Annotated in this window: 21 protein-coding genes and 2 pseudogenes; 15 read left to right on the top strand and 8 right to left on the bottom strand. The window is 71.6% G+C overall.

Annotated elements, in window-relative coordinates; all coding sequences use genetic code 11:
• The 5 genes and pseudogenes from ACGFZK_RS37090 to ACGFZK_RS37070 all read left to right on the top strand — a co-directional run.
• The coding region (locus tag ACGFZK_RS37090) for a DUF6531 domain-containing protein (RefSeq protein WP_393853239.1) at window positions 1-3,906 on the top strand (3,906 nt) is incomplete at its 5' end.
• A 17-nt stretch (window positions 3,907-3,923) separates the two neighbouring features.
• Window positions 3,924-4,412, top strand: a complete 489-nt coding sequence (locus ACGFZK_RS37085; RefSeq protein ID WP_393853238.1) for a hypothetical protein — start codon at window positions 3,924-3,926, stop codon at window positions 4,410-4,412.
• Window positions 4,413-4,654: 242 nt separating this feature from the next.
• Complete coding sequence (locus ACGFZK_RS37080) at window positions 4,655-5,056, top strand: VOC family protein (protein ID WP_393853240.1); 402 nt, start codon at window positions 4,655-4,657, stop codon at window positions 5,054-5,056.
• A gap of 37 nt (window positions 5,057-5,093) precedes the next feature.
• A pseudogene (locus tag ACGFZK_RS37075) lies at window positions 5,094-5,234 on the top strand (transposase); the annotation flags it as partial.
• 61 nt (window positions 5,235-5,295) lie between these two features.
• A pseudogene (locus ACGFZK_RS37070) lies at window positions 5,296-5,655 on the top strand (transposase); the annotation flags it as partial.
• Window positions 5,656-5,670: 15 nt separating this feature from the next.
• Here the strand turns inward: ACGFZK_RS37070 and ACGFZK_RS37065 are convergent.
• Window positions 5,671-6,876 carry an NAD(P)/FAD-dependent oxidoreductase gene (locus ACGFZK_RS37065; protein WP_393853237.1) on the bottom strand — a complete coding sequence of 402 codons (1,206 nt, stop codon included), beginning with the start codon at window positions 6,874-6,876 and terminating at the stop codon, window positions 5,671-5,673.
• Window positions 6,877-7,381: 505 nt separating this feature from the next.
• On the opposite strand from ACGFZK_RS37065, the gene ACGFZK_RS37060 reads away from it, so the two are divergent.
• Window positions 7,382-8,296: an immunity 49 family protein gene (locus ACGFZK_RS37060; protein ID WP_393853236.1), complete on the top strand. Its 915-nt coding sequence runs from the start codon at window positions 7,382-7,384 to the stop codon at window positions 8,294-8,296.
• Between the two features lie 8 nt (window positions 8,297-8,304).
• Here the strand turns inward: ACGFZK_RS37060 and ACGFZK_RS37055 are convergent, their stop codons facing one another.
• Window positions 8,305-9,246, bottom strand: a complete 942-nt coding sequence (locus tag ACGFZK_RS37055; protein ID WP_393853235.1) for a hypothetical protein — start codon at window positions 9,244-9,246, stop codon at window positions 8,305-8,307.
• A gap of 197 nt (window positions 9,247-9,443) precedes the next feature.
• Between ACGFZK_RS37055 and ACGFZK_RS37050 the strand changes: the two genes are divergently transcribed.
• Window positions 9,444-10,349, top strand: coding sequence for a hypothetical protein (locus tag ACGFZK_RS37050; RefSeq protein ID WP_393853234.1), 906 nt, complete (start codon window positions 9,444-9,446; stop codon window positions 10,347-10,349).
• Window positions 10,350-10,487: 138 nt separating this feature from the next.
• Window positions 10,488-12,947 carry a SpoIIE family protein phosphatase gene (locus tag ACGFZK_RS37045; protein ID WP_393853233.1) on the top strand — a complete coding sequence of 820 codons (2,460 nt, stop codon included), beginning with the start codon at window positions 10,488-10,490 and terminating at the stop codon, window positions 12,945-12,947.
• 49 nt (window positions 12,948-12,996) lie between these two features.
• Here the strand turns inward: ACGFZK_RS37045 and ACGFZK_RS37040 are convergent, their stop codons facing one another.
• The 4 genes from ACGFZK_RS37040 to ACGFZK_RS37025 all read right to left on the bottom strand — a co-directional run bounded on the left by ACGFZK_RS37040 (window position 12,997) and on the right by ACGFZK_RS37025 (window position 15,390).
• Complete coding sequence (locus ACGFZK_RS37040) at window positions 12,997-13,560, bottom strand: hemerythrin domain-containing protein (RefSeq protein WP_393853232.1); 564 nt, start codon at window positions 13,558-13,560, stop codon at window positions 12,997-12,999.
• A gap of 185 nt (window positions 13,561-13,745) precedes the next feature.
• Window positions 13,746-14,159 (bottom strand): ATP-binding protein, encoded by a 414-nt coding sequence (locus ACGFZK_RS37035; RefSeq protein ID WP_393853231.1) that lies wholly within the window; start codon window positions 14,157-14,159, stop codon window positions 13,746-13,748.
• Between the two features lie 179 nt (window positions 14,160-14,338).
• Window positions 14,339-14,845 carry a hypothetical protein gene (locus ACGFZK_RS37030; RefSeq protein WP_393853230.1) on the bottom strand — a complete coding sequence of 169 codons (507 nt, stop codon included), beginning with the start codon at window positions 14,843-14,845 and terminating at the stop codon, window positions 14,339-14,341.
• 2 nt (window positions 14,846-14,847) lie between these two features.
• Window positions 14,848-15,390, bottom strand: a complete 543-nt coding sequence (locus tag ACGFZK_RS37025) for a hypothetical protein (RefSeq protein ID WP_393853229.1) — start codon at window positions 15,388-15,390, stop codon at window positions 14,848-14,850.
• Window positions 15,391-16,194: 804 nt separating this feature from the next.
• Between ACGFZK_RS37025 and ACGFZK_RS37020 the strand changes: the two genes are divergently transcribed.
• The 4 genes from ACGFZK_RS37020 (at window position 16,195) to ACGFZK_RS37005 (ending at window position 19,494) form a co-directional block, all read left to right on the top strand.
• Window positions 16,195-16,845 (top strand): hypothetical protein, encoded by a 651-nt coding sequence (locus tag ACGFZK_RS37020; protein WP_393853228.1) that lies wholly within the window; start codon window positions 16,195-16,197, stop codon window positions 16,843-16,845.
• Window positions 16,845-17,879 carry an NAD-dependent epimerase/dehydratase family protein gene (locus tag ACGFZK_RS37015; RefSeq protein WP_393853227.1) on the top strand — a complete coding sequence of 345 codons (1,035 nt, stop codon included), beginning with the start codon at window positions 16,845-16,847 and terminating at the stop codon, window positions 17,877-17,879. The genes ACGFZK_RS37020 and ACGFZK_RS37015 overlap by 1 nt, the downstream gene beginning before the upstream one ends.
• Window positions 17,880-17,988: 109 nt before the next feature.
• Complete coding sequence (locus ACGFZK_RS37010) at window positions 17,989-18,357, top strand: PRC-barrel domain-containing protein (RefSeq protein WP_393853226.1); 369 nt, start codon at window positions 17,989-17,991, stop codon at window positions 18,355-18,357.
• Window positions 18,358-18,528: 171 nt separating this feature from the next.
• Window positions 18,529-19,494: an LLM class F420-dependent oxidoreductase gene (locus ACGFZK_RS37005; RefSeq protein WP_393853225.1), complete on the top strand. Its 966-nt coding sequence runs from the start codon at window positions 18,529-18,531 to the stop codon at window positions 19,492-19,494.
• 31 nt (window positions 19,495-19,525) lie between these two features.
• Here the strand turns inward: ACGFZK_RS37005 and ACGFZK_RS37000 are convergent, their stop codons facing one another.
• Window positions 19,526-22,327 carry a sugar-binding domain-containing protein gene (locus tag ACGFZK_RS37000; RefSeq protein ID WP_393853224.1) on the bottom strand — a complete coding sequence of 934 codons (2,802 nt, stop codon included), beginning with the start codon at window positions 22,325-22,327 and terminating at the stop codon, window positions 19,526-19,528.
• 277 nt (window positions 22,328-22,604) lie between these two features.
• On the opposite strand from ACGFZK_RS37000, the gene ACGFZK_RS36995 reads away from it, so the two are divergent.
• Both ACGFZK_RS36995 and ACGFZK_RS36990 read left to right on the top strand, forming a co-directional pair.
• A complete protein-coding gene (locus ACGFZK_RS36995; protein ID WP_393853223.1) occupies window positions 22,605-22,931 on the top strand; it encodes a hypothetical protein in 327 nt (108 codons plus the stop codon).
• Window positions 22,932-23,142: 211 nt separating this feature from the next.
• Window positions 23,143-24,546, top strand: a complete 1,404-nt coding sequence (locus ACGFZK_RS36990) for a hypothetical protein (protein ID WP_393853222.1) — start codon at window positions 23,143-23,145, stop codon at window positions 24,544-24,546.
• A 116-nt stretch (window positions 24,547-24,662) separates the two neighbouring features.
• Here the strand turns inward: ACGFZK_RS36990 and ACGFZK_RS36985 are convergent, their stop codons facing one another.
• Complete coding sequence (locus ACGFZK_RS36985; RefSeq protein WP_393853221.1) at window positions 24,663-25,262, bottom strand: hypothetical protein; 600 nt, start codon at window positions 25,260-25,262, stop codon at window positions 24,663-24,665.
• A 548-nt stretch (window positions 25,263-25,810) separates the two neighbouring features.
• Here ACGFZK_RS36985 and ACGFZK_RS36980 point away from each other — a divergent pair.
• Window positions 25,811-26,014, top strand: coding sequence for a cold-shock protein (locus ACGFZK_RS36980; RefSeq protein WP_004986771.1), 204 nt, complete (start codon window positions 25,811-25,813; stop codon window positions 26,012-26,014).
• Window positions 26,015-26,541 lie beyond the last annotated feature (527 nt).

The raw sequence follows: 26,541 nt of genomic DNA, 5'->3' as shown, positions 1-26,541 counted from the left end.
CACGTCGGCACCACGCTCCCCAAGGCCGTCAAACAGATCTCCACCGACCACAAGAAGAACGACCAGGCCCTCCACGACGACTTCAACCGCCTGAAACGCAAAGGCTCCGGCGACGGCGACGCGGGTGCAAAGGGCAACGGCAAGGGCGGCGCCGGCGGCGACAGCAGCGGCCGGCCTCCCGCCCGGGACCCCTGCTCCACACGCGATGTCAAGGACGATCCGCGCGGGAACGGCGTCCCCCTCAACGGGCGCCGCTGCGCCACCGATCCGGTCGACGTGGCCAGTGGTCAGATGGTGCTCGCGCACACCGACCTCGCCCTCCCCGGCGTACTGCCGCTGATCTTGCGCCGCACCCACATCTCCGGGTACGACTACGGCCGCAGCTACGGCCCCGGCTGGGCCTCCACCCTCGACGAGCGCCTCGACATCGACGTGGACGGCATGGGCGGGAGCGTCTGGGCCCGCGAGGACGGCTCGCTGCTGTTCTACCCGCGCCTGCCGCGCGACGAGCGCGACGAGGTCCTCCCCGCGGCCTGCTCCCGGCTCGCGCTGCGCCTCGTCGAGCGCACCGAGTTCGGCGACGTGACGTACGCGATCTCCGACGGGCACTCCGGCTTCACGCGCTCGTTCACCGGCAACCCGTACCACGGCAGCGCCTGCCACTGGCTGACCTCCCTCACGGACCGCAACGGCAACGCCGTGCACTTCCACCGGGAGGCGGACGGCCGCCCCCGCTCCGCCACCCACGACGGCGGATACCAGGTCGAGTTCGCCACCGACTCCGCGGGACGCCTGACGTCACACGCTCTGCACACACCCGACGGACCGCGGACACTCCACGCCTTCGGCTACGACGACGCCGGAAACCTCCGGACGGTGTCCCACGCCGACAGCGCCCCGCTGGTCTTCGTCTACGACGCGGCGGGCCGTATCACCTCCTGGACCGACCGCCACGGCGCGACGTACTCCTACACCTACGACGCCGCTGGCCGCGTCATACGCACCACCGGGCCGGACGGCATGCTCTCGTCCCGGTTCTCGTACACGACCGACCCGCGCCACCCGGACCTGCGCATCACCCGGTTCACGGACTCCACCGGTGCCGTGACCACCCACCACATCAACGCCCTCGGCCAGGTCGTCGCCGAGACCGACCCGCTCGGGAACAGCGTGCTGCGGCAGTGGGACGGCTACGACAACCTGCTGGCGCGGACCGACCCGCTGGGGCACACCGCCCGCTTCACGTACGACGACCACGACAACCTCACCGTCCTGCACTTTCCCGACGGCACCCGGTCCACCGCCCGGTACGACGACCTGAACCTGCTCGTTGAGCTGACCGGACCCGACGGGGCCACCTGGCGCCAGGAGTACGACGAACGCGGCAACCGGACGGCCGTCGTGGCCCCCGACGGCTCCGTGGCCCGCTTCCGCCACGACGAGAACGGGGCGCTGATCAGCCGTACCGACCCGGCCGGCGCGGTCGAACGGCTCACGCGCGACGCCGCCGGCCTCGCCCTCTCGCTGACCGACGCGCTCGGCAACACCTTCTCGGTCGTACGGGACCCCTTCGGCCGCCCTCTCGAAGGTACCGACCCCCAGGGCGCGGTGACCCGTACCGAATGGAGCCCGGAGGGGTGGGCGCTGCGTACGACCGCGCCCGACGGCGGTACGGAGAGCTGGACATGGGACGCCGAGGGCAACTGCACCTCGCGCACGGACGCGGCGGGCGACACGACCCGCTTCGAGTACGGCCCGTTCGACCTGCTGACCGCGCGCACCGGTGCCGACGGCGCCCGCTACGAGTTCCGGCACGACACCGAGCTGCGTCTGGTCCAGGTGCGCAATCCGCAGGGTCTCACCTGGGACTACACCTACGACGCGGCCGGCAACCTGACGCGGGAGAGCGACTTCGACGGCCGCGGCCTCGAGTACGCCTATGACGCCGCGGGTCGGATGGTCTCCGTCACGACCCCGACCGGTGACGTGCTCACCAGCGAGTACGACGCCTGCGGCCGCGTCACTCGCAAGCAGGTGGGCGACGTATCGACCCGCTTCGGGTACGACACGGCGGGACAGCTCGTATCCGCCCTCTCGACTTCGGCATCGGCATCGGCATCCGCGTCGGCCACCGGGGCCGCCGTCTGCTCCGTCACCCTCGAACGCGATCTGCTCGGCCGGATCGTCGCGGAGACGGTGAACGGGCGCACCATGCGCTACACCTACGACGTCACGGGCCGGGTCGTCGCACGCACCACGCCGGGCGGGACCGTCTCCCGGGCCTCCTACGACGCGGCGGGCCGGCGCGGCGCGCTCCTGGTGGGCAGCCACCGCATCGGCTTCGACCGGGACGGCCGGGGCCGGGAGCTGACGCGCACCATCGGGAGGGAGGAGCGCCCGCTGGTCATCGGTTCCACCTGGGACACCGCGGGCCGGCTCGCCACCCGCAAGGTGACCGCGGGCGACCGGACGCTGCGGTCCCACTCCTACGGCTACCGCGCGGACGGCCACCTGGACCGGCTCACCGACGAACTCGGCGGTGCGACGGTCGACTTCGAGATGGACCCCGTCGGCCGCCCGCTCCGGGTCACCGCGGCGGACTGGCAGGAGTCCTACGCGTACGACCTGGCCGGCAACCAGACCGCGGCCGACTGGCCGGACCGCGCGCACCGCGCCGAAGGGCGCGGCGAGCGCACGTACCGGGGGACGCGGCTGATCGGCGCGGGGGGCATCCGCTGCGAGTACGACGCGGCGGGGCGCACCGTGGCGCGGCACCGCACGACCCTGTCGGGCCGTAAGGAGGTGTGGCGGTACACCTGGGACGCGGAGAACCGCATGACCTCCTGCCGGACGCCGGACGGGGTCCTGTGGCGCTACGACTACGACCCGCTGGGCCGCCGGACCGCCAAGCACCGCATGGCGCAGGACGACCGCACCGCCGTGCACTCGGTGTACTTCGCCTGGGACGGCACCCGTCTCGCCGAGCAGGTCGACACCGCGCACTCCACGGTCACCACGTGGGAGTACGACGGGTACCGGCCGCTGGCGCAGTGGGAACGGCGACTGCGCGCGCCGGAGAGCGCGCCGCCCGTGGAGGGGGCGGCCGATCAGGACATCGACGCAAGGTTCTTCGCGATCATCACCGACCTGGCGGGCGCGCCGAGCGAGCTGGTGGACGAGGACGGCAGGATCGCCTGGCACGCCCGGGCCACGGTGTGGGGCGCGACGACCTGGAACCGCAACGCGGCCGCCTACACGCCGCTGCGTATGCCAGGACAGTACGACGACGCCGAAACGGGCCTGTACTACAACCTCCACCGGCACTACGACCCGCAGACGGCCCGCTACGCCAGTCCCGACCCGCTGGGCCTGGGCGCGGCCGCGAACCCCGTCGCGTTCGTGCTCAATCCCTACCGCTGGTCGGACCCCGAGGGTCTCATCGCCAAGGGCTGCACGGAGCACGGCGGCTGGTACAGCGGCCTCAGCCCGGCGAACCTCAAGAACGCGGACGGTACGCGGCGCACGGAGACCAACATGGAGGTCAACCACATCCCGGCGAAGAACGCGTACGCGCACCTGGACGAGCCCGGCTTCAAGACCAACAAGGACGGCGGCGGCGCCGGCATGGGCCCGGCGATCCGGATGGAGTACGACGACCACCGCGGGGTGACGAGCACCGGATCGAGTGCGGAGTCCATCAAGTGGCGGGCCGACCAGCGTGCGCTGATCGACGCCGGCCGGTGGGACCTCGCGATGAAGATGGACATCGACGAGATCCGGGAGTTGTACGGCGACAAGTACGACACGCACATCGCGGACATGGTCGAGAGCCTCAAGGTGAACAAGAAGTTCCAGAAGATGCTCGAGAAGCGGGACTGGACAATAGACTACGAAGTGCTCAAGTAGACAATCGGAGAAGCAATATGGATCTGTTCCTGGCACCGCCGACCGCCGCCGGGCCCGTGCACCTCGGTAGTACGTACGAAGAGGCCCTGGCCGCGCTGCAGCCCTGGGGCGAGTCCCGGGTCGTCGGCCCCACCTCCCGGCGCGCGCGCCGGCTGATGGGCGACGTCGACGGGGTCGGCTACACAGTCTTCCTCGATGCGGATGACCATGTGACGGCCGTGGAACTGTGGTGGCCCGGCGAGGGCCGCCGGAGCGCCACGCGCGTCCTCCTGGACGGGCACGACGTCTTCAGGGACCCGGCCGACACGATCCTCGCGGAGCTGACCGAGCGCGGCTGCGCCGTGGACGCCGAGGACCCGGAGAACATCGTGGTCCCGGGCGTCTCCCTGGGCTTCACCCGCCAGACCTCCCAGGAAGTCCCCCGCGGCCCGCACGGCCTGCCCGTCTCCTTCACCTCGGTCCTCGTCGCGGGCAAGAACTACTACGACTTCCGCAACGCGCAGTAGCGGAGCGGGCGGTCGGCGCGACGGCGGTGGAACCCGGTGGGGGTCGTGTTCGGGTTCGGGCGGCGCGCGTGCGTAGTGCGTGTTTTTGAAGGCTGACCCGCCGTTCTTCGTAGTCCCCACCCGGCACGGGCACGCTCGTTGCGCTAGGCGGTTTCCGCCGGACAAACCCGTCTGATGTCCCTGGTCAAAAAGATCTCGGATCCGTCGGACGGGCGGCCTACGCTGAGCCCCGTTCGTACTCTCTGGGAGAAGCAAGCAGGTTCACCGAGTTGAGTGTCGACTGCCACGACCCGGAGCGGCTCGCCGCCTTCTGGTGCGAGGTCTTCGATTTCAAGGTGATCGACCGGAGCGAGGACAGCGTCGAGATCGGCTCCCGGGTGCCGACCGTCGAAGAGGTCCGGGCCCGTCAGATGCCGACCACCCTGGTGTTCGTCCAGGTGCCGGAGGGCAAAGCTGTGAAGAACCGGCTCCACCTCGACGTCAGCCCGATCGACGCCGGCACCGAGGACGAGGTGACCAGGCTGCTCGACCTCGGCGCCACCAGGACGGACGTGGGCCAGGGCCCGGACCGGAGCGGGGTGGTCATGGCCCACCCCGAGGGCAACGAGTTCTGCGTCCTGCGCTCCCTGGCACCGCAGGAATAGGCCGTTGCCTTCAGATCATCAGATCGTTGGTTGATGTGTGTCGTTGACTGAGGAGCAGTGGGCGCGGATTGAGCCGTTGTTGCCGGACCGGGCGCCGAAGCGGGATGGGCGGTGGCGGGATCACCGGCAGGTGATCGACGCGATTGCGTTCAGGTACCGGACCGGGACGCCGTGGATGGACCTGCCCGGGCATTTCGGGTCGTGGAAGGGCGCCCATAACCGGCTGCGGAAGTGGGCGCCCAGGCATGGCCCGCTTACGGGTGCCCAGACCGGTCGGCAGGCCGAGGACGAGGCCGGACGTGGTCCTCGCCGACCAGGCGTACTCGTCCCGCGCGATCCGTTCCCACCTGCGTCGACGCGGGGTGCGAGCAGTGATCCCGCAGCCCGCAGGCCAGGCCGCCAACCGAAAGCGCCTCGGCCGCCGTGGTGGCAGGCCACCGGCCTTCGACCGCGAGACCTACAAGCAGCGGAACACCGTCGAGCGCTGCATCAACAAGCTCAAGCAGTGGCGGGGCCTGGCCACCAGATACGACAAGACCGCCACCGTCTGCCTTGCAGCACTCCACCTCGCCGCCGTTTTCATCTGGTCTGCACGGTGATCCGAAGGAAACGCCCTAGGCGACCTGATCGGCAGGGGCCGGAGTCTGTCCCTGCTTGGCCTGCACCAGCTGCTGGCGCTTGGCCCCTCCTGAGACGCGGTGCAGGCGGTACCCGCCGGGCTGGTGCGCTTCGTCGGCCATGTGCTTGATGACGCCCGTGCACACGACCTCCTTGAGCTTTGCGCCCAGGCGGCCGTCGACGTTGAACCACACCGCAACGTCGGACCGGTTGGCGAACTGGAAGATGCCGTCGCTCCGGCCCAGGCTGATGCACTGGGCGGCGAACGACTGGTTGAGGGTCTCGGGCCGCTCACCTGCGATACGGCTGAGCACCGTGTCGGCGGCCCGCGCGCCCATCGGCATGGCGGCCTGGCAGCTCATCCGCAGCGGCAGGTCCGACGGGACCGCCGAGTCACCGGCGGCCACGATGCGTACGTCGTCCACGCTGGTCAGCGTCTCGTCCGTGCGCAGACGGCCCAGCGCGTCGGTGCTCAGCCCGCTGCGCACGGCCAGATCCGGCACCCCGAAACCAGCCGTCCAGATGGTCACCTCGCTCGGCAGCTCGCGGCCGCCGCTGAGCCGGACGGCATCTCCGGTCACGGCCGTCACCTTCGTGTCGGGGCCGTCGAGCACGCTCACCCCGAGCCTGGCCAGGCGCCTGGCGACCGAGCGTCGGCCCCGGGGGTGCAGGTACGGGCCGAGCACCCCGCCGCACACCAGGGTCACCGCGCGGCCCGCCTCCGCCAGTTCGGCCGCGGTCTCGATACCGGTCGGACCGGCGCCGACCACCGTCACCGCGGCCGTCGCAGGCGCGGCGTCCAGGACCGGCCGCAGCCGCTGCGCCTCCTCGATATCGGCGATCGGGTAGGCGAATTCGGCTGCTCCGGGCACACGCGGATCGGCGCTGCCACTGCCCACCGCGTAGACCAGGTAGTCGTAGCCGACTCTGCCGCCCGACGCCAGCTCCACGCCGCGCCCGGCCGCGTCGATCCGGGTCACGGTGTCGACCACCAGCCGGACACCCTCGCCCAGAACCTCCCGGTAGTCGACGACCGCCTCGTTCGTCCCGCCCACCAGCTGGTGCAGGCGGATCCGGTGCACGAAGCTCCGGCGCGGGTTGATCAATGTCACCGTCACGTCGCCGCGCTGCGTCAGGCGATTGGCCGCCATGACCCCGGCGTACCCGCCGCCGATAACGACCACATCGGTGTTCTCGTTCATCGTGTGTCCTCCGCTTCAAGGGGTTCGGCCTCAAGACACCGACGACCCGGCTCCTGTGACAGGTACGGACATGTGACCTGCGCAACAGAAAACTCACGTCGGTGCAGTTACTGCACTGGAGTGCAGCGACTGCATGAAGATATACTTATGAGGTGAGGGGGCGTCAAGCCCCGGCCACCCCACCCGACTCGGGAGCGACAGGGCACGATGACCAGTGACGAGCCCGGATCGCCGACGCGGCGGTTCGGCTGAGCGCCGAACTCGACGGGCTTCGCCGTACCGGGCGAGCAGGGCGGATTCGTCGTGCTCCCGCCAAGGCGGCACCGGAGCACTGACCGCGCAGGTCGTCTGGACTGACGTCCGTGCGCCGGTTCATGACGACCGGAAACATCCCGCCGGTATCCCCGGGGCCCGTGCCCGGCCGGACCCGTCGTCCTCCGGGGCATGTCAGTGCCCGCTGGTAGCGTGCAGTGTCGGCCAGAAGTGATCACGAGGGGATCGGATCGTGCAGGAAGTGGCGTGCCACGAGGTCAGCAGTGGGTCCATGAGCCACGCGCTCGAAGCCATCAGAAGCCGGACCTTCGGCCGCTGGCACGACATGCGCTACGGGTACATGTCACAGGAGAGGCTGTGGGACATGTACGACGAGCTCCTCGACCACGCCGCCGCGCGCGCCGCGGAGAACCCCGGGCCCGACGAGTCGATGCGTGCGGCGCTGCTGACCGCGGCCGAGTGTTCCATGGGACTGCTCAGCGCCGGCTGTTTTCCCGACGGCGACCAGGAGATCACCTTCTCCCTCATAGACGAGTCCCTCAGCAGCGAGACCCTCGTGTTCAAACGCCTCGTCAAGCAGGCCCCCACGGCCGCGACATGGATCGGCGCCTTCGAAGCGTGCGTGGTCAGCGGCCTGATCCGGGATCGGCGACAGATGGTCGGTCCCCTCCTCGCGGAGGACTACGCGCCCGCGATCCGCGACGGGGTGCCGTATTCGGATCTGACCTCGACGTCCGGCCCCGCGGACCTCGCCGCGATGGACGCACTGTGCGGCTATCTGTCCCGGCCTCCGGCGCACCGGCCGCACGAATGGCCCGAAGTCCCGCTGTGCAAGCCGAACGCCGATGAGCGCGCAGACGCGGCCCGCGAGCTGGACGCGGCCGGCCCCCTGACGCCGGACCAGCGCCTCCTTCGTGTGCTCCTCGACGACGACCGGGCCGCCTTCGAAGCCGCCCTCGTGTCCCGGCTCGTCGAGTACCGCGAGAGCCGGCGCCCCGATGCCTCCCCGCGCTCGCTCCTGCCGATGGGTGTCCTCGCCCTCGTCACCCTCGCCGGCCACGTACACGGGTGGGAGCTGCGCGTCCGGTCCGGCTACCTGCCGACGACCACGGCACCGGGCTCCGGCGAGAGCGAACCGAGCGGCTGAACCCCGAGCTACCGAGGCGGGACCTGTTCGCCACCGTAGTAGCCGTGGCGCATCCGGAACCTCATGGGCTCGGTACCGCCCGCCTGGATGTGCCCGCGCACCATGGACCTCAGCGGCTCGGGCAGTTGCATGCCGTGTGCTCGGGTCCATTCGAGGGAGCCGAACAGTTCGGCCAGGCCGTCGAGTTGCCCCGGGCTCGCAGGCCGCGCGGCCATCGCGGCGAGAACGAGGTCAGGAGCCTCCGCCAGGAGCTGGCGTTGAACGGCCGCGTCGTACCACATCATGCCGCTGGTGGACTCCCTGGAGGGCATCCCGGCCCATGCCAGCAGCGCCCGAATCCGCTCGATCGCGTCGGGATGGCGCTGCCGCGTGAGAGCGTCGAGCCGGGCTTCGGCGTCCTGCAGTCGATCGGACCAGGCTTCGTAGTCGTCACCCGGCGGGCGAGCCACGTCCGCAGCCACGTCGCCCAGCCCGGCCGGTGCAGCCTGCACCCAGCGCATCCGGCGGCACTCGGCCTCGGTCTCCTGGAACCTCAGCTCGGCCTGAACCTCCCGCGACCCGGTCAGGCCGCGCTCCGCCAGCCATTCGGTGAGGGCCGGACCGTCACACAGGTCGGCGTCGCCATCCCCGGCCCCTCGGAGGACGGACTGGTGGTGCAGCGTCCAGCAGGCGATCAGGTCGCCCTTCGAGCCGTGAACCATGATCGTCGGCCAGCCGTCGCACCGGCACCGGTTGTCGGTCCCGCCGTCCACCAGGGCCAGTACGTCGGCCAAGCCGGCGATCTCGGCACCGGTCAGCTCGATGCGCGGAAGGTCGGCGGATCCGGCCGCGTCGTGCGACGTGACCGGGCCCTCGACGATCACGACGCGCGCGGCACGGTTCAGCACCGCCCGCAACCGCGCTGTCGTCGGCGGGCCCTCAGGCGTTCCCGTCGCTTCCCGGAAGATCACGCCCGCGAGGATACATCGGCAGCTCGCCCCCACGTCCTCCTGGGCCGGGCCCCGGCGTACGCGCCCTCACGGAGCGTGACGGAGCGCCCCGGCAGAGCCCGGGGCGGGCGTGGGGAAGGGAACGCTGGGGATGAACAATCCCCGGAGGCGACGTGGCGGCCTCGGCCGTGGCCGTCGCGCGGGGCAGGCTGGCCCGCATGAACGTGGACGTGGATGCGGTCATCTTCGAGCTGTACGGGCTGAAGCCGGCGGACTTCACCGCGGCCCGCGACGCCTACGTGGCCCGGGCCCGCCGGGAGAAGGACACCGCGGCCGTGGCCGCGATCCGCGGACTGCGCAAGCCGACCCTGGGGGTATGGGCGGCGAACCTGCTGGCCCGCACCCATCCGGACCAGGCCGAGGCACTGCTGCGCCTCGGCACCGAGCTGCGCCGCGCGCACCGGGAGCTCGACGGCGAGCGGATGCGTGCGCTGTCGCACGAGCAGCACGGGGTGATCGGCGCGCTGGCCGGGGAGGCCGGAGAGCTGGCGGCCGGGGCGGGGGAGCGGCTCAGCGAGACGGTGCTGGGTGAGCTCGCGGGGCTCTTCCACGGCTTGCTGGCCGACGAGGACGCCGCCCGCCGATGGGCGGCCGGGAACCTGGCGAAGGCACCGACCGCGGGGGTGGGGTTCGACGGGCTGGAGCCGGCCCCGGGCGTCGCGCCCTCTCCCGCTGCCCCCGCTGCCCCCGTTGTCCCCGCGCCCCCGCCCGCAGCACCCGCGCCCCGCCGCAAGGCTGCCGTCCCGGCCCGGCCGGCGGCCGACGATGAGGCCAGGGCGGCCCGGCGGGCTGCCGAGAAGGAGGCTGCGGACGCATCGGTGGCGCTCCGACGGGCCGAGGAGGGTCTCACCGAGGCGGCATCCGCCCGTCACCGGGCCGAGGCCGACGCCGCCGACCTGCGCGACGAACTCGCCACCTTGCAGCAACGGGCCGAGGAGGCCCGGCGAACCGCTCGGGAAGCGAAACAGCTCCACCGGCAGGCCGAACAGGCGCATGCCAAGGCCGCACGCGCAGCGGAGAAGACCGCTCGCCGGCTCGAGCAGCTGGACCGGAACAAGGACTGAAGAGAAGGCTGAAGAGAACACAGAGGGGAAGGCTGCGGGAAGACCGATGGGGAGAGCCCGCTGTGCCCACGACATCGCCAAGGCCACGGCCCATGCGATATTCCGCACGGGCATCCGTGACCGTGCCATGCTCAAAGGGTGCAGACGGATCCCACGGCCTCGAGCGGTGGTGCGTCGCCCGAGGTACTCGCCCTGGCCAAGGTCGTGGCCAGGCTCCGGGCCGAGGTGGCGGACCTGGAACACCGTGCCTCCGGCGCGGCTGTACTGGAGCGGGCCAAGGGCGTACTGATGGCCCGGGAGGGCGTATCGGCCGAAGCGGCGTACGAGGCGCTGGCCGAACGGGCCGGGCTCCGGGGCAGGACCCTGACGGAGGAATGCTGGATCACCCTCGGCGGGATCCGGGCGACGCCCTCGGCGCCGCCTCCGGAGCCGTCGGCACCCCACACGACGACAGCCGGTCCCGCCGCGGACGGCGGTGGCGGCAGCCGGACCGTCCTCCACCCGGACCGCCATCCGACCGGCGGCGGTGACACCGGCTCGCGTGCACTCCTGGCCCGCCTGGCCGCTTCGCTGGCCGACGCCCGGAGCACGCTCGACGCCGCAGAGTTCCTGCACGAGGTCCTTCGCCGTCCCCTCGGGGTGGACGGCGTGATGATCTACACGCTGGACGGGGCCGGGCGCCTCGCGCTCATCGGCCATTCCGGCATCGACGAGATGCTGGCAGCGCAGTGGCGGTACGTTCCGCCGTTGGCCGGCGTCGCCGCCCTGGAAGCGATCAGTTCCGGTGAGCCGCGATGGCTGGAGGATCCGCAGCGGGATGCCGAAATGTACCGCCTCATCGGGCCGCCGCAGCGCTGGCCCGTCCGTGCCTGGATCCCCGTACCGGGCGAGGAGACGGCCACCGCCGCTATCGGGTTCTTCCGGAATCTCCCCACCCCGTTCTGCGCCGACGACCGGGCCGTGCTCCAAGAGGCCGTTCGGCTGTGCGGCGGAACCCTGCGGGTCTTCGAGCGCCGCAGTGCCAGGCCGGCGGACCCCGAGGTGGCCGCCGTACAGACGATCCTCGACGCCCTGTCCGGGGCGGCGATCCTCCTCGCACCGCTGCGTGCGCCGAACGGCGAGGTGGAGGACTACCGCATCGAGGCCGCTGCTCCGGACTCGGTCGATGTGGCGGGCCGCCGCGGCAAGGAGCTGGTGGGCCGGCGGATCCTGGAGACCTACCCGACCGTGGCGGGAACACCCGTGTGGCAGGGCTATCTCGACGTCCTGGAGTCCGGGGCCACCTACGAGGGCGAGCCGTTCTCGTACAGGGAGGTGATCGCGGGGGTTCGTGAGACGTCCGTGTACTCCGTACGTGCCACGCGCCTGGCCGGTCGGCTGATCGTCTCGTGGACCCGTCACGACACCAGCGCACGCGAGATCCGCCGGCTGGACACCATGCAGCGCCTGGGCAACCTCGGCTGGGCCGACTGGAATCTGGCCACGGACACCGCCAACTGGTCCGACCAGGTGTACGCGATCTTCGACCGCCCGCCCGACCGGGGGCCCATGAGGCTGGAAGAGCTGCCGGGGCATCTCGTCCCGGAGGACGTGCCGGCGCTCGCCGGCGCCGTCCGGCGGCTCCTGCGCGAAGGGACCCCGATCGACCAGCCCTTCCGCATCGGCACGGCGGGCGGGGTCCGCCACCTGCGCATCGTGGCCGAAGCCGAGACGGACGCCTACGGTGCCCCCGTCGAGGTGCACGGCTTCTTCCAGGACCTCACCCCCCAGCGGGACACCGAGCTCGCCCTGGTGGAGATCGAGCGGGCCGTCCTCGTCCAGCAGGGCGTGCTGCAGGCCGAACGGGCCATCGCCGCACGCCTCCAGCACGCCCTGCTGCCGATCCCGGAGCAGTCGATCGATCTGGTGGGTCTGCGCGTCGACATCGCCTACGTGCCCTCGGACACCGGAGTGAACGTCGGTGGCGACTGGTACAGCGCGATCGAACTCCCCGACAAGAGCGCCCTCTTCGTCGTCGGGGACGTCGCCGGCCACGGGCTGGACGCCGTCGGAACCATGGCTCAGCTCCGGTTCACCGCCAAGGGCATGATCGTCACCGGCTCGGCGCTGCCCGATGCCATGAGCCGGCTCAACACCCTGCTCCTGCACACGGCCGCCGACCCGTCGGCCACCGCCGCCAGCACAGCCAGCACGGCCACCATGATCATGGCGCGCTACCGCCCTGCCGAGCGGCGCCTCGCCTGGGTGCGTGCCGGGCATCTGCCGCCCTTGCTGGTTCGCGGTGGCGAGGCGCGCTTCCTGCCCCTGCCGGAGGGCAACCTCCTCGGAGCGTCCTTCGACTCCGTGTACACGGAGGAGACGCTCGAGCTGGAGCCCGGCGATCACCTGCTGCTCTACACCGACGGGCTCATCGAAGTACCCGGGGAGAACATGGACCGCGGACTCGACCGGCTCGCCCAGGCCGCGGCCGGAGCCCTCGGCGGGGGATCCCCCGACCCCCTGCCCCGGCTCCTGGCGGCCCTGCACCCCGCCGGGCGGGACGACGTGTGCGTTCTGGACCTCCACCTGCCGCCGGACGCCGGGCACAGCACGAACTGAGGCGCCTGCGGTCAGGTGGTTGATCCTGGCCACAGGCGCCTCGGCCGACTCAGGAGTCCTTGCCGCGGCCGCTCATCGCATCGCGGAGGCGGTCCACCAGGCCGACCCCGGGCGCGAGGAGCTTGTTGGCCGGCGGCTTGTCCGGGGCGGACGGGTGCGGGCGGGTCGGTGCGGTCTTCTTGGCGGTGCGCACCTTGTCGCCGAGTTCGGCGAGCGTCTCGGCCGAGCACGTGGCGCGCAGCCGCGGGAAGAGGTTGTTCTCCTCGTCGGCCACATGGGCCTGGATCTCGGTCCTGAGCTTGTCGATCAGTGCGTCGAACCGAGGGTCATCGGCTTTGCACCCCTCGAGGTCCTTCATGATCCGTTCTGCCGACGCGTGGTCCTCCAACTCCCTGTCCGCGATGGCATCTCCGTCGGGCAGGTGCTCGCGCACGGCCGGATACAGGTACGCCTCCTCGGCCACGGAGTGCCGGACCAGTTCGATGGTCAGCTTGTCCGCGTAGTGCTTCCTGCGGGGGTCGCCGGAGGGCAGCCCCTGGATGTCCTTGAAGAAGTCCTCCACCTCCTGGTGGTCGGTGGTCAGTTCTGCGATGACGTCACCGCCGTGTCCCATGGTGTTCTCCTCCGTAAGGGTGGTGCGTGGTGTGTGGGCTGCGGCGGGCTCTGCCTGTCCGCCCACCGGTCTGATGCGCGCCTACCCGTGTGCCTACGGGGCATTCGCGCGCTGCGCGGTGAGCTCGCAGGCAGCTCGCAGGCCGGGGTCGGTAAGGCCGGGGCGTCATCGGGCGACGGCTCTCGTCACCCGGCGACGGCGATGCAGACGTGGATGCACTTTCCGCCGGTGGACGTGGGCAGGACCCTGACCTCACGGGCGATGTGGCGGACGAGGATCCAGCCCCAGCCACCGCTGCCGTTGAGGTGCGGCAGCCGTGTCACGGGGGGTTCCGAGCTGGTGTCGGTGACGTCGATGTCGAGCAGCCCCCCGTGCAGGGCGAGGTCCAGGCTGCACGGGCCGTCGGTGTGCCGGACGGCGTTCGTGACGAGCTCGGTCACGACCAGGACGGCGGCGTCCACAGCGGCCGGGAGCACCGGATATCCCTGGTCACCGACGCTGTGCAGAAACAGGTGGGTCGCGTCGCGGGCTCGACCGGCGGCGCTGACGTCGGACAGCAGGTCGAGATGCCGTTCGGGTGGATGGTGCGAGGGAGTCATCAGAGGCTCCGGGGGACGTCTTCTCCGTGTCCTGCCTGTGCAACGGCGCCTACCCGGCACCGGCGACCGCATACACACCGGCGACCGCATACACACCGGCGACCGCACACACAGCCGTGCCCGTGCCCGTGGACGACCCACGGGCACGGGCACGGCTGCGGACCGGCCACGAGCACTCCTCAGGTGTTGAGCAGCCGGTTGAAGAAGGAGCGGTACTGCTGGAGCGCCAGCCTCAGCTCCTCCGTGGCGACCTGTTCACCCTGGTCCCACTGGCCTTCCAGCCCCTGCTTGCGCGAGGAGAAGGTCTGGGCGAGCGTCTGCATCACCTCGGCCACCAGAGCGTCCGCCGACCTGACCGCGTCCTGCGGGTCATCGACGAACCGGCCCTGGATGTCGCTCCACGACTTGCGGTAGCCCTCCGCCTCCTCGGTGCCGAGCAGCGGTTCGTCCGCCGTTGCGGACTGCCCGCCCTCGTATCCGCCCGCCGCATCCTCCGTGGCGGAACGGTCGTCCGGGGATCCCGCCGTTGCCTCACCCGGATACGTGGGCACCTGCTGCTCGTCGTCCCACCGGGCGTCCTGCCCGGGAGCCGCCGTTCCGGGAGCCGTCGTCCCGGGGTTCGCGATGTCCTCCGTCGTCAGCTCGCCGCCGACGGCCGGGCCTTCCCTGTCCGCGTGGTTCTGCATGTTCACCGGCTCCTCTGGTCGCTGAGCAACTCCTCGAAGAGCGCGCGGTAGTGCACCATCGCGCCGCGGAGTTCCTCCGTCGTCGTCTGCCCCGCACCGCTGCGCACCTTGACGTCGTGCGCGGCGCGGTAGTGCTCCAAGGTCCGTCCGTGTTCGACCGAGAGGTCACGCACCTGCCGGTTGAACCCCTCCGTGGGGTACCCGCGCTCGCGCATCAGTCGCGTGACCAGCTCGTCGGCCTCACCGACGGAGCCCTCCGGCCGGTCGACGAACCGCTCCTGAACCTGGCCCCACTCCTCCGTGTACTGATGACGTCGCTCCGACGGCAGTTCCTTGAGCTCGAAGTCGGCGTGTCGCGCCTCGCGCGCTCGAAGCTCGCGCTCCGCGGCCATGCGGCCGCCCTCGGCTTCGACGGTGCGCTCGTACTCGGGCCCGAACCTGTTCTGCAGATGGCGCCGGCGGGACATCGTCCACAGCCCGACGCAGAGTGCGATGACCACGACCGCCGCTATGACGATCACGGTGATGAGCATGGTGTTCGACACGGTTCGCCTCCATTCGGACCTCATCGGCCTCTGCCACGCGGGTGCCCGGCGCGGCACCGGTCAAACGCTCCCCGGACCTCCCGCCCGGGACGAGACCAACGGGCGCAGGGGCGAGGTGGGGTGAGGTGGACCGGTCAGTCGTCGCGGTCCCCCTCGGTGTTCCCGAGGTTTCCGTAGCCCGGGAAGTCGGGCGGGCCCGCATGACCGCCGTTGCTCCTGAAGGATCCGGGGTCGGTCGGAGAGCGGGGTGTGCCGGTCGCGGGCGGGGAGGCCCCTCCCGGCGGCGGCTCCTCTCCCTGCGGGCGCCGACGGCGGCTCGCCCCCCACCCACCGGCACCGACGAGGAGGCCGACCACGAGGACGCCGACCAGCGGGAGCCACAAGGCCTCGGGTATTCCGGTGCCACTGGCGATCACACGCCCGAACATCGCTTCACCTCGTGTCCTGCAGAACCAGGAACCGGCGGGGCGAAGGCGCTGCCGGGGTGCAGCCCCGTCGCAGCCCCTGTCGGCATGAACCGCACCCCGTAGACCAGCGCCTACCCGGTCCACGTGCGGTTACGCCCGCCTGCGCGCGCTCGGGGACCCACACTCGGGATCGACGCTCGGGAGCCACGCTCGGGATTCACCTTCGGCCCCCTTCGCTCGCCTTGTGGGTTTGCCCGCCCTGGTTTGAAGGCCGGCAGGCCGGTCAGATGCCAAGGGCCAGCCATATGCCCCATGCGAACACCACGGGTCGAGGACGCGCGCACGGCCTGTGAACGCGTGCAGGCAGCCGCAACGTCCCACCGATCGGAACAGCGCCATGAAAGCTCGCCTCACACGCCACGATCGCCCCACCCACCCCACCGGCTCGGAATCCGGTTCCCCCTCACCTCCCGACGCACAGCGCCTCCTCGAGATCTATCTGAACGACCACCTCGCGGGCGCCAGCGGCGGTGTCTCCCTCATCCGCCGCATGGCCCGAGCCCACCGCGGTACACCGGCCGGGCCGCCCCTGGCCGAACTCGCCGAGCAGATCGCCGAGGACCGGGAGAGCCTGCGCGAGATCATGACCGCCCTCGACGTCCCCGCACAGTGGCCACGGGTCGTCGTGGCCCGTCTGGCCGAGAAGGCGGGCCGGGCCAAACTCAACGGTCGCCTGGTGAGCCGCTCGCCGCTCAGCGACGTCCTCGAACTCGAAGCCATGCGGATCGGCGTGGAGGGCAAGGCGTTGTTGTGGCAGTCGCTCGGCCTCCTCGCCGACCCCCGCCACCACCTCGAGCCCGCTGCCGTCGACCGGCTCCTGACCCGCGCGCGGCAGCAGGCAGCCGTCCTGGAGGAGCTGCGTGAGGAGGCCGCACGGCGGTCCTTCACGCCCACGGCCGCCGGCCCCGCTCCCTCCGGCCGCAGCCAGGCCCGCCCCGACGGCGCGCCACGGCCCGGCGGCGTGTCGCGCAGGGCGGGGTGGGCCTGATGAGAGTCGTGGTCACCGGTGCGACCGGCAACGCGGGGACCAGCGTGGTGAAAGCCCTGGCCGCCGACCGTGCGATCACCGACGTGCTCGGCGTCGCCCGCCGGCGCCCCGACCTGCGGATCCCGGGGGTGCGGTGGGCCGAAGTGGACATCGACCCCGGTCGCGCCGACCTGACGGAGGTCCTTGCGGGCGCGGACGCCGTCGTCCACCTCGCCTGGAAGTTCCAGCCGACCCACGACCCCGTCACCACCTGGCGGACCAACGTCCTCGGAAGCATCGGGGTCTTCGAGGCGTGCGCCCGGGCCGGGGTACGTGCCCTGGTCCACGCCTCGTCGATCGGGGCCTACTCACCCGGCCCCGCCGACGGCCGCCCCGTCGACGAGTCCTGGCCCACCCACGGCTGGCCCGGCGCCGCCTACACGCGCGAGAAGGCCTACCTGGAGCGCTACCTCGACGGATTCCGGCTCGCCCACCCCGGCCTGCGGGTGGTCCGGTTGCGGCCGGCGTTCCTCTTCAAGGAGGGAGCGGCGAGCGAGCAGCGCCGGATCTTCGCCGGGCCGCTCCTGCCCTGGCGCATGATCCGCCCCGGACTGCTGCCCGCAGTGCCCGCGGTGACCGGCCTGCGCTTCCAGGCCCTGCACACCGACGACGCCGCCGAGGCCTACCGGGCGGCGGTCGTACGCCCCGTCCACGGCCCCTTCAACCTGGTGGCCGACCCCGTACTGGACACGGCCGCCGTGGCGGCCCTCCTCCACTCCCGCACCGTGCCTCTCCCGGCCGGCGCGGCCCGCGCCGTCCTGGCCGCGGCCTGGCGCATGCACCTCGTACCGGCCACCCCCGGGCTGCTGGACGCCGTCCTGCGACTGCCGCTGCTCGACGCCGGGCGGGCCCGCGACGAGCTGGGCTGGACGCCGAAGGCCACCGCCACCGAGGCCGTCGCCGCCTTCATCGAAGGCCTCCACCGGGGAGCCGGGCTCGACACCCCGCCCCTGGCCCCCGCGCGAGCGGGAGCCGGCCGCCATCACCGGGCATGACGTGCGTTCGGCGCATGAGGTCCGGGTCATGGGGCAGGCGGTGGGCGAGCGGCCGAGCACAAGATCCGGCGGAACGCGGAACGACGTCTGATGTGAGGAGTGGTTGATCATGCACGACGACATGTGGGCCTACCGGTCCGGAATCGTCCACCCGACCGGGGAGGACATCACCGGATACAAGGTGGAAGCGGCCGACGGGAGCATCGGCAAGGTCGACAAGCACTCGTCGGAGGTCTCGGACGCCTATCTGGTCGTGGACACGGGAGTCTGGATCTTCGGCAAGGAGGTCCTGATCCCGGCCGGCACGGTCACCCGCATCGACCGGGAGACGCACACGGTGCACGTGGACCGCACGAAGGAACAGATCAAGGCGGCCCCGGAATTCCACCGTGACAACCACCTGGCCGACCCGGACTACCGGGTCGAGATCTCCAAGTACTACGGAGCCACCGGCCGGCTCGGCGGCCCTTTCGTATAGGCGCGCTGTTCGCCGCAGTGCGCCATCCGCGGTGAGCGCGGCCCCGCCCGGACAGGACGTCCGGGCGGGGCCGCGCTGGTGCCCGCGCCTGCGGCAGTCGGCGCAAGGGCCATCCGGAGGCCTTTCCTCCAGGGAGGTTTCACCAGGCTGCATCGCGGCTAGGCGCTGCATATGGTGCAAATCGGGTACACGATGATGACCGAGCAGGCCGGACCGAGGGAGCTCGTCTCCCACGTCGTCGGGGCGGAGCGCGCGGGATTCGACTTCTCCGTCATCTCCGACCACTCCTTTCCCTGGCTCGAATCCCAGGGCCACGCCCCCTACGCGTGGAGCGTCCTGGGCGCGGCCGCCCAGGCCACCTCCCGCATTCCGCTCATGACGTACGTGACCTGTCCGACCTTCCGCTACCACCCCGCGGTCGTCGCGCAGAAGGCGGCCACGATGCAGATCCTGTCCGGGGGCAGGTTCCGGCTGGGGCTGGGCTCGGGCGAGAACCTCAACGAGCACATCGTCGGCGCCGGATGGCCGGCCGCCCACGTACGCCTGGAGATGCTCGAGGAAGCCGTCGACATCATCCGGCAGCTGTTCACGGGCGAGTACGTGAGCCACCACGGCACCCACTTCGATGTCGAGAACGCCCGGCTGTGGGACCTGCCCGACGAGCTGCCCGCGATCGGCATCGCGGTGTCGGGGTCCCGTTCGTGCGAGGTTGCGGGCCGGAACGCCGATCTCGTGATCGCCACGGAGCCCGAGGCCGAGTTGCTGCGGGCGTTCGACGCGCACGGGGGAGCGGGCAAACCCCGCGTCGGTCAGCTGCCCGTCTGCTACGACACCGACCGCGACGCCGCGGTGGCCCGCGCGCACGACCAGTTCCGCTGGGCGCTCGGCGGTTGGAAGGTCAACGCCGAACTCCCCGGTCCGGCCGGCTTCGACCAGGCCGCGGCACACACCCGGCCCGAAGACGTCGCCGAGGCCATCCCGTGCGGCGATGACGTGGACGCCTTCGTCGATGCGGTGCGCCCCTACGTGGAGGCCGGATTCACCGAAGTCGCCCTCGTCCAGATCGGTGGCGACCAGCAGGAGCCGTTCCTGGACTGGGCCACGGCCGAACTGCTGCCCGCCCTGCGCGACCTGTGAGGTACACGCACCCCATGGCCGGGGGCATTCCCTAGGGCGTCGGCCCGCTCGGGGTGACGCGGGTCGTGGGCGTGTTCCAGCCCGAGATCCGGACCCCCGGCGCGCCACCCTGCACATCGGCCGTCCGGTAGTCCGCCGTCAGGACGGCGCTCTCACCGGGCCAGAGGCTGATCTGGTTGTCGTCCCAGCGGACGGGCAACACGGGTGCGTCCCGGCCGTCGACCAGACGGACCTCGGTCAGCAGCGCGGGCGTGTTCCCGCTGCTGGTGTTGCGGAGGGTGACCGTCGTGGCGGAGACCGAGCCGGCGCGGTGCGTGGTGCGCGCGGTCGCCGTCACGGTCGCGCGGCCGAGGGAGTTCAGGCCGGTGAGGTCGCCATGGCCGGTGGTGGGGGTGTGGTACCAGTCGGTGGCGTCGTAGTCGAGGACGTCGGGGCGGGTGGAGAGCCAGTAGACGTTGCGGCTGACCTCGCGCCCCTCGCCGTCGGTGAGCGTCAGCCGGGCGAGGTAGGTGGAGTCCAGACCGTCCACGTCGGCCGGAACGGTCAGCGCGGTCGTCCGCGCGCCGTCGCCGCCGACCTGCAGTCCGCGTACGGTGCGGTCGTAGCGGGGAGTCCCGTCGGCGTTGAACAGGGTGACCCGCGCGGTGAGCCCGGACACGGCGGCGGCCCGGCGGTTGACCACGGCCACCGTCCGGTCGTCGTAGGAGTACTGGATGTGCAGGGGCTCGTTGGCCTTCTTCGCGCCGTAGTAGGCGCCGCCCTGGTCGAGGTAACGGTCGACGAGCTGCCAGTGCAGTGAGGTCCAGCCGCTGTTGAACATCCAGTAGATGACCCCGGTCGAGGGGTCGGTGGCGTCCGTGGCGTTGCGGGCGTAGGCCTCGAACTGGGCGCGGACGCTCTCGTACTGGCTGAGCTGCGCCTTGGCCACGTAGTCGCCGAGGCCGCGGGGGGCGCCGTAGCGGCGGGCGAGGGCGTCGTTGAACAGCTTCAGCGTGTTGAAGGTGGGAGAGGGGGAGCGGTGGTACTGCGGGGCGGCGGGCGACTTCCACAGGGTTTCGAGTTCGGCCGGCGAGAGGGTGCGGCGCAGGGTGTCGAGGGTGGGGACGGAGGGTCCGGCGCTCGTCTCGGAGTTGAAGCCCGTCGCGCCGCCTTCGCGCTTGTCGTACCAGTACGAGGGCGGGACCCAGTCGTAGGGGCCGGTCATCCGCAGGCCCGACGGGCCGCTGAGGGACGTGGTGACGGCGGAGGCCGCGGGAATCACGGGGGTGGGCCAGTCGGCGGCGCGCAGGGCGTCGAGGTAGTCCCCTTCGGTCTCCGGGGCGGGTGCGAAGTCGCTGCCGATGAGGAAGGACAGGACGCTGGGATGGCTACGGAGCCGGGCGGCCTCGGCGGCCATGGAGGCGCGGGCGGTGAGACGGTCGGCGGCGTCCCACTTCTCGCCCGTACCGGTGGGGTTGACGTCCCCCTCCCATTTGTTGCAGCACTCCCAGCCGGGCAGGGTGAGGATGCCGTGCCGGTCGGCGAGGTCGAAGAACTCGTCCGGCTCGATGTGGCCTTCGAGGCGGAGCGTGTTCAGGCCCGCGTCGAGCGCGGCCCTGATCCGGTCCTCGGCGGCGGTGGTGTCCCAGCGCAGCAGTTCGTCGGCCGACCAGCCCGCGCCCCGGATCAGGAGGGGGCGGCCGTTGATCGTGTACTGGCGGGCGCCGGCGGAGTTGAGGGGCGCCTTCACCTCGCGGATGCCGAACTGCCGGTGCACGGAGTCCGAGGCGCGGCCGGCCACCGTCGCCGTCAGGTCGAGTCCGTACAGGTTCTGGGGGCCCATCCCGGACGGCCACCACAACGCGGGCTGCTCCAGGCGCAGTTGCGGATAGCGGTCCGGGGTGAAAATGAGGGTCCGGGTCTCACGGGCGCGAAGCGTGACGTCCTCACGCAGCACGATTCTGTTTCCGCTGTCACCGCTGCCGTTGACGGTGGCCGTGACGGTGACGGCAGCGGCCTCCTGCGAGTCGTTCCGGACCCGTGCCTTCACGGTCAGCTCGGCGGGGGCGTGGGTTGTGGTCGGGGTCGAGGCCGGGGCCTGCGACGGCAGGTCCAGGCGGGTCATCACGTGTGCGTCGTGCAGCGAGACCGGCCCCCGGCGGCGCACCAGCACATCACGGACGATGCCCATGTTGGCGTCGGGCGGCGGCTGCAGCCAGTCCAGCCAGCCCAGGGTGAGGTGCTTGCGCGGATCGTTGGGCCGGACCCGGAAGGCGACCGTGTTGGTGCCGGCCCGTACCAGAGCGGTGACGTCGAGCTCGTGGCGCGTGTACACACCGGCCACCTCGGCCGCGGAGGCGACCTGCCGGCCATTGACGTACACGTCCGCCGCGGACATCACCCCGCTGAAGTCCAGAGAGGTGCGCTCCGAGGTGCCGGGAAGCGTGAAGTCGCTGCGGTACCACCAGGGCACGGTGAAGTCACCGCGCGGGATGCGCTGTTGGTCGGTGGAGTAGAACGGGTCCGGGTGCGTACCGTCGGCGACGAGGGCGGCGAGCACGGTGGAGCGGGAACCGGCCCGGTGCCAGCCGGCTGTCGCATAGCCGGGCGTGGACACGGCGGCCGCGGAGTCGGTGACCTCGGCCGTCGACCGGATCGCGTACCCTGTCAGCGCGGCGGTGCCGCCCGGCGCCACCGTCGTCACGGCGGCCGCTGCACCCGGACCGGCGGGGGAGCGGGAGGCCGCGGCCGAGGGCAGGGCGGCAGGGGCGAGCAGCACACCCAGCAAGGCGAGGACTACGGCGGACACGCGGCGCCGGCGCCGGGTGGGAGCGGTGCGGGGGAGTTGGGACACGGTGGTCTCCGGGGAGGCTGGTCGGACGTCCGGGTGGCACGAACATCAGGTAACGGACCGTAACCCACCCGAACCGGCGGGCCAGGCCGCCGCGACCGTACGGCGAGCCGCGCGCCCCACACGCCGGCCGACACACCCGGGGGCTCGGGGGCGGGCTCGCGCTCCGGTGCCGGATGGCCCAGCGGAGTCATCTCTTGGAGGGAGCGGGAGTGTTCCGTCCCGGCCCGTCAGTGATCATGCGCTGAACTGAGGACCGCCTACGGAACGGGGTCACCTCATGCGCCTCGCGCACCGCGCCGCCGCCCCCCTCGCGGCCCTCCTGGTCCTCGCCGCGTCACACCCCTCCGACGCGGCCCGGGGCACGTTCACCTTCCGGTTCACCGCCGCGGGCCACACGCGGGCGGGGGTCCTGAGCAACCCCGCCGACGGGGCGTGCATCGACGCGACGGGAAGAATGGGCGGCTCCGGCCGAGCCCGCGCCGCGCGGAACGCGACCAACCGGACCGCCACGCTGTACATGAGCATCGACTGCCAGGACGCCGGGGTCGTCCTGCTCCCCGGGGCACGCCGCGTCGCGGAGTTCAAGACGGTGCGCTTCGGCTGACAGGTCTGACACGTCCGACACGTCTGGGACGTCCCGGAACGCGAACGGCTCGGTGGCGCATCGGGCCCCTTGGGCGTTGAGGGGGGACGGCGGCCGGCAAGTCGGGGATCGCCAACCCCGCCCCGTCCCGGCCCAACTCCCCTGCAGTGGCGGAGAGTGGAGCGGCCTGGCTCGGCCGTGGCCGGAGGGTGCACCGGCATAATCTGGCCATATGATCACTGAGCCCGGGGACACGTTCCTGCCCGAGAACAGCCGTCGGCCTCTGTCGATCATGATCGGTGGCGGGCCCGCGGCCCTGGCCCGTCCAGCGGGCGCCCTGCTGGTCGACGACCGCAACGGACCGTTTCACCGAGGCGTCCTCGCCGAGCTCGGCCACGCCCCCGATCAGCTGCGGCACCTGGAGTCGTACGGCTTGAACCCGTACGAGTACGCCGCCCCCGGGGGCCGGGTACCGAGCATGGCCGTCCGGTCGTGGCTGGACCGGCTGGCCGTCTCCGGGCCGGTGATCGACGGCGCCGCCGAGCTGGCCGTGGACCAGGAGCGCCGTCTGGTCGCGGCCATCCACCGCAAAGGGGCCGCCGATCGGCTGATCGTCGACGTGGACGGCATACCGACGCTCGCCCCGGGCCTGCCCGCGCAGCTCGTGCCCGGTACCGGCCCCGCCCTGTACTCCTTCGACCGGGCCGCCGGCGTGCTGCTGGCCGAGCTGGTCAGGATGGGCCCGGTGGCGAGCGGGCCGGCCGCCGCGCTCGTCGAGGTGCTCGACGACAGGGGTGGTCCGGCGGCCGTGCTGGCATGGCTGGACCGCGTCGACCCGGAGCTGCTCGTACCGGTGAGCGAGCCGATCGACGCGATCCGCGCGTTCGCCGCGTTCCTGCGCGCCACCGAGGACGCCGGCGGACCACTCTGCTTCGGCGATGAACTGGTCCACGGGCGGCTCGCGGTGACGGCCGCCGACAGCTGGATCGTGGCCGGCGGCGGCGACCACGCGCTGGCCGCGGCCGAGGCCGCCCTCACCGGGAACCCGGCGGCCCGGGTGACCGTGGTCGCCGGGTCCATCGACACCGCTGCGGCCAACACGGCGCGGTACTTCGATCTGCGCCGCCGCCATGTCGCGGACGACGGTGGGGACGGGCGGCTGGAGTTCCGTACGGGCGCCGAGCCCGGCCCGATCTCCGTCACCGATACGGGCCGCTACGCCGAGGGCGGTGTGGAGGCCGACGGATACGCGGCGTCGATCGGGCGGGCCCGCATGCTGCCGCGCGCCGTGGCCAAGCTGGCGTGGTGGGCACGGGAGCGCCGCGGACAGGTCAGCGGCAGCCTGCTCTTCGACTCCGACCGGCAGTACCTCGGCTACCGGCTGCACTTCGCCGCCGAGGACCTGCTGCACCGCGTGGACGTGGCCGGGGCCGCGTCCTGGTTCCCGCCCGCTGACGTCTTCCCGGCGGAGCTCGCCGATCAGGTGGAGGCGATGGGACGGCGGGCCGTACCGCCCGAGTCGGGCAGCACCCCCACCGACCTGCTGGCGGTCGCGCAGCAGGCCGCCCGGCTGGCGGCGGCCCGGCGGCGGGGGACGGTACGGGAGACGCCGGCGGTACCTGAGGGCTGGCTGTAACCGCTGCGAGATCGACCGGCCGACGGCCGACGGGAGGCGGGCGGCGGCCGTCGGGTGGCGGGCGGGCCTGGAGGCACTCGCTGCGGCCCTGTTGCGCTCGCCCGCGCACCGGAGGTCTACGGCCGGCGGGGGGCGGCTGTCCCCTTCCTCGCCCGAACCCGATCGAAGGACCACGCCCCCAGAGCCACCAGTACGGCCACCGCGACGCCGTAGGCCGGCAACCACAGGGTCGTGGTGGAGGACAGACAGTCGGCAACGGCGACATGGCTCTGGACCTCCTGGGCGTGCGCCAGGGCGGCGGCGTCGCGACCGGCCAGGTTCCCGAGGGCTGCCTCGGTGCGGATCCGCTCGTAGCTGCCCAGCGCGGGGCACCTTTCACGGGTTCCCGGCATCGGGAAGAGCCACGCCCAGCGCTGCAGCATCGGGGCCAGGGTGATCGCTGCACACAGGCCGACGACCAGTGCGTACGCCGCCAGATTCCCCACGTACGCAGATCGCAGGCCGGGCGTCCACGTCGGCAGCCGGTAGAGGGAGAAGAGCACCGCCAGGAGCGTCACCCCGATGTACGTGGCGAACCACTGCCACGAACCCTCCGCGAGCATGGCCGTCAGCACGGCGCCGAGTGCGATGCCGATGACTCCGGGCTGGACGGGAGCATCACGGCGCGCACTGATGGATGCCGAGCTTCGGGGTCCCCGGAGGCTGGGATCGTCCACGGTCTCTCCTGCCTGGTCCGGCCATCAGCATCCCGTCGCTGCGTGCCGTCGCCCTGCCGCCATGCCGTACCGGCCCGAAAGCGTGGCCCGGTTGGCGGGCCTTCCGTCATCCGAGTAGCTGCCTCACCTGCCCCGAAAGGCCCGTACACGCACCGTTACGACTGCGCGGAGTGGAACGAGGCCGGACCAAGGCCACGAAGTCCTTGTCCTCGCTGCGGCCGGCGTGACCGGGGAGGGGGCTCTCGGATCGCTGTCGTGCACGGCAATCAATATCTGTGCCCGCGCGATGAGAATTAGCCGAACCACGCCGTGAGGCTTTTTCCCGCAGTCGGCGAAGCGAAATTTGTCACCGTACAACTGCCGTCGATGCGTGCTACTGTCGATCTCAGTTGCAGTTGTGGTTCCCAAACTTACAAGTGCCCCCAGCAGGCTTCTACGCCCTGGGAGTACTTTTATTTTTCCGGTCATTTTCGGACGGGGTAATCATCGCGGCGACACGGGATCCACACAGTGTGGATCCCGATGCACTGCCCCAAAGGAGATATGACATGGCTACTGGAACCGTGAAGTGGTTCAACGCGGAAAAGGGCTTCGGCTTCATCGAGCAGGACGGTGGCGGCGCTGACGTGTTCGCCCACTACTCGAACATTGCCGCCCAGGGCTTCCGTGAGCTGCTCGAGGGCCAGAAGGTCAGCTTCGACATCGCGCAGGGCCAGAAGGGCCCGACGGCCGAGAACATCGTTCCCGCCTGACGCTGACACGCATTTCGTAGCTGGGGCCCGCATCCTTCGGGGTGCGGGCCCCAGCTGCACCCATTTTCGCGCCGCCCCGCACCGCACCGCACCTGCGCACCCTCGCACCTGCGCACAGCCCCGGGGACGTCGCCGAGGAATCCGCAGTCCCTCCGTACGCGGATCCTCCCCTGCCGGCACGCCGGGTTTCACACCCTGTCGCCCTGCCGGTTTCACCTCTTCCGTCGCGCCTGCACCCGGCCGGATCTCCGGCCGTCCAGATCGCTTCGCATTTTCATTCGGCTCGTTCTTGCAATTCTCCGCGCAGTGCACGACGGCGGGAATTCCTTGATATGCGCCGTATCGAGGAAGGTTCCGCATGAACCGCACACGTACGAATGACCGATTCGCCCGCACGCGCAACAGCAGCGCCGGATCCGGCAGGAGCGGCGCCCGCTTCGGCTCGCCCGCCCCCAGCCGTTCCAGTGGTCCGAGCCGCTCGGGCGGTTACGGTCGCCGGCCCGCCGCGGTCCAGGGTGAGTTCGCCC

The organism is Streptomyces sp. NPDC048257, from assembly GCF_043201855.1.
Classification (GTDB): Bacteria; Actinomycetota; Actinomycetes; order Streptomycetales; family Streptomycetaceae; genus Streptomyces.
Note: the sequence above shows the minus strand (reverse complement) of the source record. Positions and strands in the feature narration are given on the sequence as shown.

Excerpts from the sequence above, each read along its gene's own strand:
- ACGFZK_RS37085 (WP_393853238.1), top strand. The coding sequence starts at position 3,924 with ATGGATCTGTTCCTGGCACCGCCGACCGCCGCCGGGCCCGTGCACCTC.
- ACGFZK_RS37065 (WP_393853237.1), bottom strand. The coding sequence starts at position 6,876 with ATGAACGAGAACACCGATGTGGTCGTTATCGGCGGCGGGTACGCCGGG.
- ACGFZK_RS37050 (WP_393853234.1), top strand. The coding sequence starts at position 9,444 with ATGAACGTGGACGTGGATGCGGTCATCTTCGAGCTGTACGGGCTGAAG.
- ACGFZK_RS37040 (WP_393853232.1), bottom strand. The coding sequence starts at position 13,560 with ATGGGACACGGCGGTGACGTCATCGCAGAACTGACCACCGACCACCAG.
- ACGFZK_RS37035 (WP_393853231.1), bottom strand. The coding sequence starts at position 14,159 with ATGACTCCCTCGCACCATCCACCCGAACGGCATCTCGACCTGCTGTCC.
- ACGFZK_RS37030 (WP_393853230.1), bottom strand. The coding sequence starts at position 14,845 with ATGCAGAACCACGCGGACAGGGAAGGCCCGGCCGTCGGCGGCGAGCTG.
- ACGFZK_RS37020 (WP_393853228.1), top strand. The coding sequence starts at position 16,195 with ATGAAAGCTCGCCTCACACGCCACGATCGCCCCACCCACCCCACCGGC.
- ACGFZK_RS37015 (WP_393853227.1), top strand. The coding sequence starts at position 16,845 with ATGAGAGTCGTGGTCACCGGTGCGACCGGCAACGCGGGGACCAGCGTG.
- ACGFZK_RS37010 (WP_393853226.1), top strand. The coding sequence starts at position 17,989 with ATGCACGACGACATGTGGGCCTACCGGTCCGGAATCGTCCACCCGACC.
- ACGFZK_RS37005 (WP_393853225.1), top strand. The coding sequence starts at position 18,529 with ATGGTGCAAATCGGGTACACGATGATGACCGAGCAGGCCGGACCGAGG.
- ACGFZK_RS36995 (WP_393853223.1), top strand. The coding sequence starts at position 22,605 with ATGCGCCTCGCGCACCGCGCCGCCGCCCCCCTCGCGGCCCTCCTGGTC.
- ACGFZK_RS36990 (WP_393853222.1), top strand. The coding sequence starts at position 23,143 with ATGATCACTGAGCCCGGGGACACGTTCCTGCCCGAGAACAGCCGTCGG.
- ACGFZK_RS36980 (WP_004986771.1), top strand. The coding sequence starts at position 25,811 with ATGGCTACTGGAACCGTGAAGTGGTTCAACGCGGAAAAGGGCTTCGGC.